This is a genomic window from Hymenobacter telluris, from assembly GCF_017313265.1.
GTDB classification, from domain to species: domain Bacteria; phylum Bacteroidota; class Bacteroidia; order Cytophagales; family Hymenobacteraceae; genus Hymenobacter; species Hymenobacter telluris.
Genome location: NZ_JAFLQZ010000001.1, coordinates 579816 through 593366 on the forward strand (window position 1 = coordinate 579816; position 13551 = coordinate 593366).

General features: G+C 59.5%; 10 protein-coding genes. 8 read left to right on the forward strand and 2 right to left on the reverse strand.

Translation table 11 applies throughout. The features are described from left to right. Nucleotides 1-203 precede the first annotated feature (203 nt). Nucleotides 204-2723, reverse strand: coding sequence for a TonB-dependent receptor domain-containing protein (locus J0X19_RS02170; protein ID WP_206980326.1), 2520 nt, complete (start codon nt 2721-2723; stop codon nt 204-206). A gap of 1038 nt (nt 2724-3761) precedes the next feature. Here J0X19_RS02170 and J0X19_RS02175 point away from each other — a divergent pair. From J0X19_RS02175 to J0X19_RS02190, 4 genes are all read left to right on the forward strand, one after another. After that, the gene (locus J0X19_RS02175; protein ID WP_206980327.1) at nt 3762-3908 is read left to right on the forward strand and encodes a hypothetical protein; all 147 of its coding nucleotides are present in this window, start codon (nt 3762-3764) and stop codon (nt 3906-3908) included. A 145-nt stretch (nt 3909-4053) separates the two neighbouring features. Continuing rightward, entirely contained in the window at nt 4054-5613 is a 1560-nt protein-coding gene (locus J0X19_RS25085) for a family 43 glycosylhydrolase (protein ID WP_317194728.1), read from the forward strand. Nucleotides 5614-5890: 277 nt separating this feature from the next. Beyond that, nucleotides 5891-7138, forward strand: coding sequence for an efflux RND transporter periplasmic adaptor subunit (locus J0X19_RS02185; protein ID WP_206980329.1), 1248 nt, complete (start codon nt 5891-5893; stop codon nt 7136-7138). 11 nt (nt 7139-7149) lie between these two features. After that, nucleotides 7150-8598, forward strand: a complete 1449-nt coding sequence (locus J0X19_RS02190; RefSeq protein WP_206980331.1) for a TolC family protein — start codon at nt 7150-7152, stop codon at nt 8596-8598. Between the two features lie 8 nt (nt 8599-8606). Here the strand turns inward: J0X19_RS02190 and J0X19_RS02195 are convergent, their stop codons facing one another. After that, nucleotides 8607-8978, reverse strand: coding sequence for a hypothetical protein (locus J0X19_RS02195; protein WP_206980333.1), 372 nt, complete (start codon nt 8976-8978; stop codon nt 8607-8609). Between the two features lie 509 nt (nt 8979-9487). Here J0X19_RS02195 and J0X19_RS02200 point away from each other — a divergent pair. The 4 genes from J0X19_RS02200 to J0X19_RS02215 all read left to right on the forward strand — a co-directional run bounded on the left by J0X19_RS02200 (nt 9488) and on the right by J0X19_RS02215 (nt 13491). After that, on the forward strand, nt 9488-10234 hold the full coding sequence (locus J0X19_RS02200) for an ABC transporter ATP-binding protein (protein WP_206980335.1): 747 nt from the start codon (nt 9488-9490) through the stop codon (nt 10232-10234). A 101-nt stretch (nt 10235-10335) separates the two neighbouring features. Continuing rightward, a complete protein-coding gene (locus tag J0X19_RS02205; RefSeq protein WP_206980336.1) occupies nt 10336-10950 on the forward strand; it encodes an RNA polymerase sigma factor in 615 nt (204 codons plus the stop codon). Then, nucleotides 10940-12190, forward strand: coding sequence for an ABC transporter permease (locus tag J0X19_RS02210; protein WP_206980347.1), 1251 nt, complete (start codon nt 10940-10942; stop codon nt 12188-12190). Before J0X19_RS02205 ends, J0X19_RS02210 begins: the two co-directional genes overlap by 11 nt. A 107-nt stretch (nt 12191-12297) precedes the next feature. Beyond that, entirely contained in the window at nt 12298-13491 is a 1194-nt protein-coding gene (locus J0X19_RS02215) for an ABC transporter permease (protein ID WP_206980356.1), read from the forward strand. Nucleotides 13492-13551: the final 60 nt, after the last annotated feature.

The window sequence follows — 13551 nt, forward strand, 5'->3', positions numbered from 1 at the left end:
GGGGCAAAACTAGTGGATAGTGCAGAGCGGCGGGAGGCAGGGCAGCAGGCATAACGAAACAATAATTTCGGGGGCGCTGCGGTGGTTTCCTGCCTCAGCAGGTGAACAAGAAGGCTGGTTTCGGAAGTGAATACCGCCTTACCGGGGAGACGTTACAAAGACCAGGGGATTTATTTTCGGTTGCAGGTAAGTGCCTGATTTCCTTAGCCTCCGAAGCCCCCGCCGCCGCCCTGAGGCTGGCTGTCGAGCTTCTTGGGTGGCTTGTTGGAGCCCAGGTACCACGAGAAGCCCAGGTAGCCCACCCGTGATTCCCACTTATTGTAGTAGCGGGCCTGGAAGTTGTTGCCGGCGGCATCGGTGGTGTACACGTTGGTGAGGTTGCGCTGGGTGTTAAACAAGTCACTGACGCGGAGCGTGAGGGCCGCCCGGTCGTTGAAGAGGCGCTGGCGCAAGGCCACATCCACCGAGCCCACCGGGGCCAGCCGGCCCTGCGTGGTGAGGGCCGCGGCGCGGTAGTTGCCGGTCAGCTGCACATCCAGCTTGGGGGTGGGCGTGAAGCTGTTCATCAGCCGCGCCGTGCCCGACACCGTAGTCCGGCTGGATTCGTTGCCGGTGGCGGCCGTTACGCTGCTCTGGAACAACGAGCCGCTGGCCGCAACCCGCCACCAGTTGGCAAGCTGCTGGTTCAAGGATACTTCGGCCCCGAGGCTGGTAGCTTGCCCGAAGTTGTCGGCGTAGGTGGCCGTCACCACGGCGCCGTTGCCGTAGAGGCGGGTGGCGGTGGTATCTACCCGCACCAGCCGCTGAATGGCGTTGGTGGTTTGGCGGTAGAACAACGTGGAGCTGACGGTGGCCTTACCTACCGTTACCTGGTGGCCCAGCTCGAAGGCATTGATATACTCGGGCCGCAGCGTCGGGTCGCCGATGCGGTAGCTGCGCTGATCCTGGTAGAGCGGGAAAGCCAGCAGCTGCATGAATCCCGGCCGGTTGAGGCGGCGCGAGTAGCTGAGTTGCACGCGCTGGTCGGCAGTAGGCAGCGTTTTCACGACAGTAGCCGAGGGAAACAGGTTCAGGTAGCTGAGCTTGAACTTGCCGGTGCCGCCGTCTACCTGGCCGCTGGTGTTGGTGTACTCGGCCCGGAGGCCGCCTTGCACGCGCCACTTGCCTAGCTCGTGCTGGGCGGTGGCGTAGCCGGCCTGGGTGTACTCGCGGAAGTTGTAGGCAAACGACCGGTCGGCCTGGCGCTCGAAGTTGGGGCCGTCGGCGTTTTGGCGGAGGAAGTCGTCGGTGCCGTCGTTCAGCATCAGCTGGCCCTTCAGCCCCGTTTCCAGGCGGCTTTTCTCACCCAGCGGATGCACGTAGTCGGTTTGGTAGGAGGCGGCGTTCAAGTCCACGTGCAGGTCCTGTTTCCACTCGCGCAGGTCGGTGGTGCCTTCGGTGTTGCGCTGCCCAATCACCACGTTGGCGTCCAGGTTGGTGTAGGCCACGCTGGTAGTCCACTCACGGCCTTTGTGGGCTTCCCAGGTGCGGCGGTAATCCACCGAGCCTTCGGTGTTCATCACATTCTCGCGCACCTGAAACGTGCTGCCAATGCGGGTAGTACCGTCGGGGGCCGTGAGCGTGGCCAGCTGCGTACCCGAATTGATACCGTTGTTTTTGTTGGGTTCCACGGTCACCGTCAGGCTTTGCTCGGGCGAGATGGTATAATCGAAGCCCAGGCGGGCCGAGTGCGAAACGTTGTGGCGCCGGTTGGTGCCGTCCTGCAAAAGGCGCAGCTCCCGGCCTTCCAGCAGGGTGGTTTGCTGGGTGTTCATGCGGCTGCGGTACCGGTCGTCGCGGAAGTCGTACGAGCCAAACCAGTTCATTTTGCCGGCGCGCCGGTTCAAGCTCAGGCTGGTGTTGTATTTGTCGCGGGTGCCCAGGTTGAGGGTGGCTTGCCCGTTCCAGCCGTCTTTTTTCTGCTTTTTCAGGATGATGTTGATGACCCCGCCGCTGCCAGCCGCATCGTAGCGGGCCGAAGGGTTGGTTACCACTTCCACCTTCTCAATAGCGCTGGCCGGTATCTGTTCCAGGCGGTTGCCGCCGGCGCCGCTGTTGGCCGCCTGGCTGGGTTTGCCATCAATAAGAATGGTGATGTTGCTGCTGCCCCGCATGCTCACCGTGCCATCGGGCGACACCGCCACGGAGGGCACGTTTTGCAGCACGTTTACGGCCGTACCGCCCACGCTGCTCAAGTCCTTTTCCACGTTGATTACCTTCTTATCAAGGCTTTCTTCCACCGCCGCCCGCTCACCCTGCACCGTTACACCAGCCAGCTGGGTGGCAGTAGGCGTCAGCCGCAAAGCGCCTAGCCGCGCCGTGCCAGCGGCACCCGAAAGCGTAACGGCCTGCCGCAGAGGTTTGTAACCCAGCACCGTAACCCGCAGCAGATACTGCCCGGCCGCTACTTTCGTCAGCTCAAACGCACCATTTTCGGCGGTTTGAGCGCCGGCCACAAAGCTGCTGTCGGCATTGGCCCGGAGCAGCACCACACTGGCAAAGGAAAGCGGCTGGCCGGTTTTGCTGTCCAGTAAAGTGCCGGAAATGCTGCCGGCGGCTATGCTTTTGGCTGCGCTTTGGGGTAGTGCGTTCTGGGCCTGTAAGTCCAGGGCAGACAAAGAAAGTGTAGACGCGGCAAGGAGCCCCAGGCACCGGAGGGCCTGAGTGGTTGGAAAGGAAGTCATCGGGATAGGAGAGTTAGATCAACAAATCAGGCAAAGAGGTGCCGTTCCAGGCGGCCGCGGTTCCGCTGGGTGGCTGTTTGCTAGAAATTCAGGCATAGAAAACACGGATGACGCTACCCTAAAAGTAGCGCATCAAGCGGCCATAACACGGTGAGCAGCAAGCCGAAACCTTGGTTTCGTGCTGGGCTGCCCGGCAACCGGCCCGGCTGGCGCGGTGGTGTCTGGCGTCGGCCGGGGCAACTCCCCGGTTGGGAGCAGCGGCGCGGCAGAGAGTTTCTCTAGTTGATGTTCCAAAGGTAACAGAAGGTACTATGTAACGCAAGGTACCTTCGATAAATATTTATCCCTTCTAAGCTAGCGAAGTCTACTGATTGAACTTTTTGGTTTGAGAAGCCACCTTATTCCGTTTTTCACAGTCCGCAAATTGCACTCGTGCCTCGCAACAGAATTGAAATTTTCTATATAGACTTTCAACAACAGGTGCGTTGAGTTCCTTTGCGGGCCTATCTGGCAGATGAAGCCGGACAATAAACCGTTGCCTGGCAACCCCAAATAATCGGGAGTAGGTTGTGAAGCCCTTGTAGTGGCAGCCCGCAGGCTCACTGTAGCTTCTGGTAGTTCGCCTTGAGGAGCAACGCGCACAGTATATAAGCCGCCCCGAAACGGTAGTAGTGGCTATTCATTCACCTAGAATAAATGGCTTCTCACTTGCTACTTCCCTGCATTCAGTAAGTGCCTTTGCCGCTCACATGCCTCGCCTTCTAACAGAAAGCCGGGTGCTAGCTCAACAGTAAGGCTGTATACGGATGATTTTATAAGTAATAGTACAATTTTTTATAAGTTGATTACCGGGTGCTGCTTCGGCTTAGGCTGAATGGTGCTCGTGACAAGTAAATACGCTGCTACAGGCACTGATTAGGGTATTCTGGGTAATTCTCTACCTTTGACTATCAGTAACGAGGCGGTTGAAGACGAGGGCTGAGTACCGGAATGGTTGCGTGGTGTTTTGAGGAAAAATCTAACTTTTACTTTACGGCCGTGGTTAGAATTGCAGAAGAAATCGAAATCAATTGGAGCGCTTTCACTTGCGTGAACAAGTTCTTCGTAGTAGCCCGCCCCAATGGCGTGTTCCTGCTAACCTCCACACTCGATACGGTGTGGGCGCCCGCCATGGCCTGGGCCTAATCCTACACTCTTTGCTCCGGCGCAAGGAAATAGCTGCGAAACAAGTGGCTTCCTTACAAGCTGTCTACTACTTCTCTTCCTTTCACCCTTTGCATTTTCTGTTGTGGTTCTTCAATCAGAAACATCAGGTCAGACGGTAGCTCCTGTGGCTGATTCTTCCTCGGATTGCGCGCCGGCTTCCGCTACCAATACCGCAATCAGCGCGGCTCCGGCCGTAGCCACGGCTCCTGTTACCTCCTATGCCAACGTCGTACTGCCCGGCGACTTTCCCGACCCTACGATTGCCAAAATCGGGGATACGTACTGGGCCAGCGCTACTTCGGCCGAGTGGGGCCCGGTTTTCCCGTTGTTTAAGTCCACTAACCTGGTGGATTGGCAGCTGGTGAGCCACGTTTTCCCTACTAATGATTCGCTGCCGGAATGGACGGAAGCCAATTTCTGGGCCCCCGAGATTTTCCACGAAAACGGCACAACCTACATTTACTACACGGCGCGTAAGAAAGGCGGCCCGCTGGCCATCGGCGTAGCCTCCGCCGACAACCCCGCCGGCCCCTACACCGACCACGGCCCGCTGGTAGCGCAGCCCCACGGCTCCATCGACGGCTTCCCAATGCGCGACGAGCACGGCGACCTGTATCTGGTGTGGAAGGAAGACGGCAATGCTTTTCAGGCCCCGACGCCCATTTGGGCCCAGCGCATCAACGACACGCATACCGCGCTGCTTGGGGAGCAAGTGGAGCTGTTCCGCAACGATGCCCCTTGGGAAGGCTGCCTGGTGGAAGGCTCGGCCATTGTGCGGCACAACAGCTACTTCTATATGTTTTATGCCGGCAACGGCTGTTGCGGCAAGTGCTGCACCTACGCCACCGGCGTAGCCCGCGCCAAGAGTTTGCTGGGCCCTTGGGAGAAATGCCCGGAAAACCCGATCCTCAAGAAAAACACCACCTGGAAATGCCCCGGCCACGGCACCGTAGCTGAGTTTGAAGGCCGCTGGTTCCTGCTACACCACGCCTACCATGTGCAAAGCCACGAGTTTGTGGGTCGGCAAGGCATGCTGAGCGAGTTCACCTGGAACGAGGAAGGCTGGCCGGAATTTGAAGGCAAAAGCCCCCAGGCTGCCGCGCTGCACGATGTAAGCATCCTAAACGTAGCCGACAATTTCGAGGGTAACTGCCTGGCTGGTACCTGGCAATGGCCCATTGGCCGCCAGCCGCGGGTGGGCGTAAGCGACGGGCAGCTGCTGCTCACCGCCAGCCCCGACGGCGTAGGCTCGTTGGTAGCGCAGCGCACCTTCACAGCTACTTACAAGGTAACTACCGCAGTGGAGTTGAACTCGTTGCCGCCCGCCACTTTCGCCGGCCTTTCGGCCATTGGCGACCCCAACAACGCCCTGGCCCTGGTAGCCGGCGACGGTACCGTGCAGGTATGGTCGGTGAAGGGTGGGCAGCATGAGTGCATCACCAAGGTGGAGTTGCCAGCCGGCAAAACCCTGCATCTGCGCCTCGAGGCCTGGGGCGGGCAGCGTTTCCGCTTCACTTATAACGTGGATGGCAGCACCTGGCAGCCGGTTGTGCTCGACAGCTTCGCGCTCAACGGCACCTACCTGCCGCCTTGGGACCGGGGCATCCGGGTGGGGCTGCTGGCCCAGGGACCCGCTACTTCAACGGTGGCTTTCAACCACTTCACCATTCGCAACCACCGCTAACGACGAGTTTCAAAAGAGTAATTAGGTTAGGATATAGGTGGCGTACTGGTAGGCAAGGGCGTATTATTATCAGGGCATTATAGAGCAGTAAAGAGCCCGGCAACACATGTTGCCGGGCTCTTTGCTTTTCACAGCCGAACACGTTGTCCATTTGTGGACATATTAGTTCTATGATAACTGGTGCGTGTTCGGTGTAAGTTTATGATTGATAGTAGTTTATGAATGTGGCACGGCCATTGGCTGACAGTAGGGACCTACTATTCCTTGCTGTACGAAAATGGACAGAGCTATTTCAACATCCACCCAGAACCGCCGCCAGCGCCGCATGTGGCTGCTGAGTGCGGGGGCGCTTTTGCTGCTAGCCGCTTGCTTGTTTGCATTCCGCAACATGCTCAAGCCTACGTTGGAGCGCAACGCCATCCTGACTGCCAAAGTGGAAACGGGCGACGTGGAAGCCTCCCTCACTGCGGCCGGAGTGGTGATTCCGGCGCACGAGGCAGTCATTACCAGCCCCATCCAAAGCACTATCCGGCAGGTGACGGTGGCCGTGGGTAGCAAGGTGCTGCCGGGCCAGACCATTCTGGAACTCGACAAAGAACAAACCACCTCGGCGCTGGCCAAGCTGCAAGACGAGCAGCAGCAGAACCGCAACAAAAACAGCCAGCTCCAGCTCAGCCTGGAAAAAGCCCTGAACGACCTTCGCTCGCAGGAGCAGGTACAGCTGGTGCGGGTGCGCAGCTTGCAGTCGGCGCTACGCGACGAGCAGTATTTGCTGAAGATTGGGGGCGGCACCGCGGAAAGTGTGCGCCAGGCCGAGCTTAACCTGAAAATTGCGCAGCTGGAATTGAAACGCTTGGGCGAGCAAATCCGGAACCAGCGCGCCGCCAACGGCGCCGACGTGCGGGAGCTAGGCTTCACCATGCAGATTCAGGACCGCAACATTACCGAGCTGGCCGGCAAGCTGGCCCAGGCCAACATCAGCAGCCAGCAGCCCGGCGTGCTTACCTGGGTGAACGAGGACCTCGGCTCCACCGTGCAGGCCGGCGACCCGCTGGCCCGCGTAGCCGACCTGAGCCGCTTCCGGGTGCGGGCCACCATTTCCGACGCTTACGCCGACGCCCTGCACCTCGGCGACCCGGTGGTAATCCGCATCAACGACACCGATTTGCGCGGCACCGTGAGCACCATCAGCCCCGCCGTGGATAAAGGCGTGGTAACCTTCTACGCTACTTTGGCCGAGGACCACCACCCGGCCCTGCGCTCCAACCTGCGGGCCGATGTGTTTGTGGTGACGAAAGCGCATCATAACGTGGTGCGCGTGAAGAACGGGCCGTTCTACCAGGGCGGTAAAGAGCAGCCGGTGTTTGTGGTGCAGGGCGGCAAGGCCATGCGGCGCGTGGTGCAGTTCGGCGACAGTAACCTGGATTTCGTGGAAATCATTGGGGGCCTGCGCCCCGGCGAAGAGGTAGTGGTGTCGGATATGAAGGAGCACCTCGAAACGCCCGAACTCACCCTCAACAACTAGCCGCCAAGCCCATGAAACGGATATTTTCCTTCCTGCTGTTGCTGGCCGGCGGCCCCGCCGTGGCACAAACCCAAACCAGCAGCCTGACCCTGAACCAAGTAATTGAGCTGGCCTTGGCGCAGTCGGCGGTGGCCCGGCAAACCCAAACCAGCCGCGACCAAAGCTACTGGCAGTGGCGCAGCTACCAAGCCGACTACAAGCCGCAACTGGGTTTGCAAGGGGTGGTGCCCGGTTTCAGCCGGGCCGTAACGCCGGTTGTGCAGCCCGACGGTACCACCGATTTCCGGGCCGTGCGCATCAACAACTCCAACCTGGCCCTGACTGCCAGCCAGAACATCGGCCTGACGGGCGGGCAGGTATTCATTGCCTCCGAAGTGCAGCGCTTCGATGATTTCAACCGCAGCTTGAAGCGCTACAACAACCAGCCCGTGGCCATTGGCCTCACCCAGCCGATTGGCCGGTTCAACGCGTTACGCTGGGCGCGGCGCATAGAGCCGTTGCGCTATCAGGAAAGCCAGCGGCTGTACGTAGAAGAACGCGAAACCATTGCCCAACGCATCACGGAGCTGTATTTTGATGTGTTGCAGCAGCAGGTAAACGCCGAAGTAGCCAACCAGAACGTGCAAGCCAACCAGGAGCTGCTACGCCTCGGCAAGGAGCGGTACCAACTCGGCCAGCTTTCCCAGAGCGACTTGCTGCGGCTGGAGCTGAACCTGCTCAACGCCCGCCAAGCATTGGCCCAAGGCCAGCTCGATGCCCAGAATGCGGCGGTCAGCTTGCAGAGCTACACCGGCGTGCGCCCCCAAACGCTCCGCCTGACCGTGCCGGCCGCCGCGCCGCGCCTCGTGGTGCCAGCGGGGCAGGCTCTGGCAGAAGCCCGGCAAAACCGCAGCGCGGTGCTGGCATTCAGCCGCCGCCTGTTGGAGGCCGAGCAAGTGGTGGCCAAGGCGCGCGGGACCACTGGCTTCCAGGCTACGCTTTCGGCCAACCTGGGCTACGTAAACCAGGCCCCCAACCTCTGGGACACCTACGCGGCCTTGCAAAACCAGCAGCAGGTGCAGCTTACGTTTGCGCTGCCCCTCGTGGACTGGGGCCGCCAGAAGGCCATTGTGAAAACCGCCGAGCTAACCCGCCGCCAAGTGCAAGTAGATGTCAGCCAGGAAGAAGTAACCTTCGAGCAAACCGTACAGGTACAAGCCGGCCAACTCAGCACCCTCGCCGAGCAACTGTCATTAGCAGCGCTAGGCGACTCTCTGGCCCAGCAGCGCTATGCCATTGCGCAGGCCACCTACAAAGTCGGCCGCATCAGCCTCACCGACCTCACCATTGCCGTAGCCGAAAAAGACCAGGCCCGCCGCGCCTATATTCTGGCCTTGCGCGCCGCCTGGGTGGCCCATTACCGCCTGCGCGCCCTCACACTCTACGACTTCGAGCGCCAGACGCCGCTGGCAGCAAAGTAGCAACGACCCTAGAATTCAAATTGCAACGTGCTTAGATTGTAGCGTCCGGTCTTCTGATTCTTCTCTTCGTCGTAGAAACAGAGCTGGATTTGCTGCGAAGTGGTTGGTTTAATGCCACAGCACCACCACAAGGACGAGATGCTTCGGCGGTAGGCGTCGATTGGAAACGGCGAAAAATCAGCTAGCGCATACTGCTTGAGCAAGTGTCCTTGCTGGCTATACACAACGAAAACGTTGTCGCCGTAGCCCAGGCTCGCCCAATTATCGAGGGTAACCAGATAGCTGCCGCCATTAGTAACCACAGCAGTTGTGGGGGCCGTCCAGTTGCTAAGCGGGGCTTCCCAAACCTTGATGGTATCCTGATTGATAATCCGGAACATAATGGCGTGGCATGGGACCAGGGTTGTATCGGCGGCCGAGAACTTGTGTTTTCTCTTCGGTTTAGCGTCTCTCCAGGCAGCGTATTTCGTTGGGATTTTTAGTGGCACTATCTCCGCGAAGTAGGTGCTGTCAGGAGAGTAGTACCGTTTTGTACGGGGTAGGGGCCAGGAGTCGGCCAGCAGCGGAAACGGGCATAGCAGCCACAGTAGCAGAATTAATTTCATTGGCATAGATGCCTGGCTGGTAGATGCAAAGCAAGATAGCATCAGTTGCTGCGAATACTACTCTAAATACTAACGTGTCCATTCATCATTTATTACCGAACACACTGTCCGTTTTCGGACAGGATTTATAGCTGGTGTAAACCGGTTTTGTTTGATAAGTATCTGTTTTTCAAATTGATATGAATATGGCACGGCGCTTGGCTATACTGCCAGGAACCCAGCGCCGGACTGCTTGAAACCGGACACTTCCTTCGTCATCCTTCCTATTCTGCTTTCAACTTCTCATGGAAAACATCCTCACCCAAACTACCGCCCGGCCCCAGGCAACCACCGAAGCAGCACGCGCCGCCGCCAGCCAGCCCGTTATTCAGCTGCGCGACATCGAGAAGGTGTACCAAACCAAAACCATCGAAACCGTAGCCCTGAACCGCGTGAACCTGACCATCAACAAGGGCGAGTTCGTGTCGATTATGGGGCCTTCGGGCTGCGGGAAGTCCACGCTGCTCAGCATCATGGGGCTGCTCGACGAGCCCACGGGCGGCACGATAGCGCTGGATGGCCGGCCGGTGCAGTCGTACTCCGATAAGGAGCTGGCTTCGTTGCGCAACCACAAAATCGGGTTCGTTTTCCAGAGCTACCACCTCATCAACGACCTCTCGGTGCTCGACAACGTGGAGCTGCCGCTACTTTACCGGCCCGGCGTAGGGGGCAAAGAGCGGCGCGAGCGGGCCTATGCCGCCCTCGAAAAAGTAGGACTCGGGGCCCGCACCAACCACTTCCCCAGTCAGCTTTCCGGCGGGCAGCGCCAGCGCGTAGCTATTGCCCGCGCCCTGGCCGGCCGCCCCGAAATCATTCTGGCCGATGAGCCCACCGGCAACCTCGACTCGGTGATGGGAGAGGAAATTATGGACTTGCTGCTGGGCCTCAACCGGCAGGAGGGAACCACCATTGTAATGGTCACGCACGACGAGCAGCAGGCCCTGAAAACGCAGCGCCTCATCCGCTTCTTCGATGGCAGCCAGGTTAGTTAGTGCTTGGTGCTTAGTGCACAGTGCACAGTGCTTAGTGCATAGGGCCTAGTTACCTAATACTCGCATCCTGTTACGCTCATTTATCAATTGCTCGAAACCCTATGCCTTACCTACTAAGCACCAAGCACTATGCACCAAGCACTAAAACCACTGATGCTGCTTTAGTTGCCGCCTGCCGCCAAGGCAACGCTGCTGCCCAGGAGCAACTGTATAGCCGCTTTGCCCCCAAGATGCTGGCCTTGTGTTTGCGCTATATGCGCCACGAGTTCGACGCCGAGGATGCCCTGGCTCGTGGCTTCGTGAAGGTGTTCCGCTGCCTGCATCAGTTCGAGGGCAAGGGCAGCCTGGAAGGGTGGGTGCGCCGCATCATGGTGCATGAGTCCCTGAGTGTGCTGCGCCGCCGGGAATCACTCACGCTCAGCATCGAGGACTGCTACACCGGCCACCTGGCCGCCGACCTGCCCGCCGCCGACGTGGAGCTGCAAGCCGCCGATTTGCTCCGGCTGGTGCAGGACTTGCCGGCGGGCTACCGGGCCGTGTTCAACCTGTGCGCGCTGGAAGGCTATTCGCACCCTGAGGTGGCCGGGCTGCTGGGCATATCGGAAGGAACCAGCAAGTCGCAGCTCAGCAAGGCCCGCGCCGTATTGCAGCGGCAGGTAATAGCCCTGCATTCTTCTTATTCATCGTCTTCCTACGCCCACGCTCATGTTGCTTAGCTACCTCAAAATTGCCTGGAAAGTCCTGCTGCGCCGCAAGTTCTTCACCTTCATCAGCCTGTTCGGCATCAGCTTCACCCTGATGATTCTGCTGGTGGTGTATGCCTTCTACGACCACACCGTGGGGCCGCACACGCCCGAGAAAAAGGTGGATCGGCTGCTGTTCGTCAACCGCGCCACCGTATCCTATAAAGAGGGCAATGGCAGCAACAACGGCACCATCAGCTACAGTTTCCTGGAGCGCTATGTGCGGCCCTTGCGCACCCCCGAAAAAATTTCCATCAGCACGTATTTCAGCTCCACTGCGGCCTACGTGGGCAACCAGAAGCTGGATGTGGACCTGAAATACACCGACGGCCAGTTCTGGCAAGTGCTGGATTTCGACTTCGTGGAAGGCCGGCCCTACACCCTGAGCGAGGTGCAAAGCGGCGCCCACGTAGCCGTACTCAACGAGCGAACCTGCCGCGCCTATTTTGGTGCCACCAGCGGCGTGCTCGGCAAAACCATCGAAACCGACCGGGTGCGCTACCAAGTGATAGGGGTGGTGAAGGACGTGCCCGGTATGCGCTTCAACTCCTACGCCGATATGTGGGTGCCCATCAGCACCAGCACCCAGGACGCCAAAGACCCCGGCTACTTCGGCGACTGTATGGCCATTATACAGGCTCGCACCCCCGCTGATCTACCTGCCGTGCAGGCCGAGTTCAGCCGGGTAGTGGACCAAGTGCCCGTGCCCGACCCCAAAAAGCACGCGAAAGTACACGTGTACGCCGGCACCCTGCTGTCCTCCACGGTGCGCTGGTTCAACAACAACAGCAAACCCGACGACGGCGTGGCTGCCCTCATGGGCAAAGTGGCCCTCGTAACCCTGCTGTTTATGCTGCTGCCGGCCCTCAATCTTATTAATGTGAACGTGAGCCGCATTCTGGAGCGCTCTTCGGAAATCGGGGTGCGGAAGGCGTTTGGTGCCACCTCGGGCACACTTATCCGGCAGTTTCTGGTGGAGAATGTGTTTCTGACCTTACTGGGCGGGGTGCTGGGGCTGGTGCTGGCTAGCGTGGTGCTGCATATTATTGATAGCAGCGGCTTCATTCCCTATACTACGCTCACGCTCAACCCCCGCATTTTCGCGGGTGGGCTGCTGCTGAGCTTGCTGTTCGGGGTGCTGTCGGGCGTGTATCCGGCCTACAAAATGTCGAAGCTTCAGGCCGTGCAGGCCTTGAAAGGCGGCCGTAATTAGAGCACCGGCCTGCCAAACTCAGGTAGCGCGAAGCCTTTGCTTCGCGCCCACACCACTAACTACCATCAACCCGCGAGGCAAAGGCTTCGCGCTGCTGCCTCAACCTTATGATACGCCATCTGTTTACCCTGATCTGGAACCGCAAGCGGGCTAACTTTCTGCTGGTTGCCGAAATATTCTTTGCCTTCGTGGTGCTGTTCGTGCTGGGCAGCTTGCTGGTTGACAGCTACCGTAAATACACTGCCCCGCTGGGCTACAGCTACGAGTATGTGTGGCAGGTAGATATGGACCCCAATGGCCAGCCCATCAGCCGGCAGGATGCCACGTTTGAGCGCCTGATTCAGCACCTCAAATCCGTGCCCGGCGTGCGTAGCGTGGCTTCCACCCGCTCCAATACGCCCTTCTCCTTCAGCGACAGTAGCACAGAATTTAAAGCCGGCAGCAAATCAACCGGCAGCGACATTTACAGCGCCGGCGACGACATGCAGGACGTGCTGAGCCTGGAGCTGGCGGAAGGCCGCTGGTTCAACCGGCACGACGAAGCGGCTGCGCGGCCCCCGCTGGTTATCTCGCAGGAGGCCCGCCAGGCCTTATTTGCCGATGGGCCAGCCGTGGGTAAAATCGTGCGGACCATGGACGACAAGGAATTCCAGATAGTCGGCGTGCTGGCGTCGTCTTACCGGGGCCGGGGCGAATTTCAGGAGCTTGAACCCGCCATTTTTCAGCGCAGTGAAAGCCTGGTAGACCCCAAGGATTCCGCCAACTTCGACCGGCCCCGGCTGCTGATTCGGGTGCAGCCTACCGCCACCGCCGAGCTGGAACAGCGGATGACCAAGGAAATTGCAGCCGTGACGGGCGGCTGGAAAACCACCGTTACCACCCTGCCCGAGCAGCGCACCACCCGCATGAAATTTGCGCTGGCGCCTATGGGCGGCATGGCGCTGGTGTGCGGCTTCCTGATTTTCAACGTAGCCCTTGGGCTGTTCGGGGTGCTGTGGTACAACATCAGCCAGCGCCGCGCCGAAATTGGGTTGCGCCGGGCCATTGGCGCCACCGGCAGCCGCATCAGCGCGCAGTTTCTGGGCGAAGTAATGGTGGTTACCACGTTCGGGCTGGCCTTCGGGCTGCTGGTGGCGGCACAGTTCCCGCTGCTGGGCGTGATGGGCATCCGGCTGCCGGTATATCTGGCTAGCATGGGCCTGGCCACCGTACTGATTTACGTGCTGACTGCCATTTGCGCCCTGTATCCCAGTCAGTTGGCCGCCAGCGTCCGGCCCGCCGTGGCCCTGCGGGAGGAGTAGGTATACGGGGGACCTCACCCCCTAGCCCCTTTCCGAAAGAGAGGGGGGACTAGTTTTTAG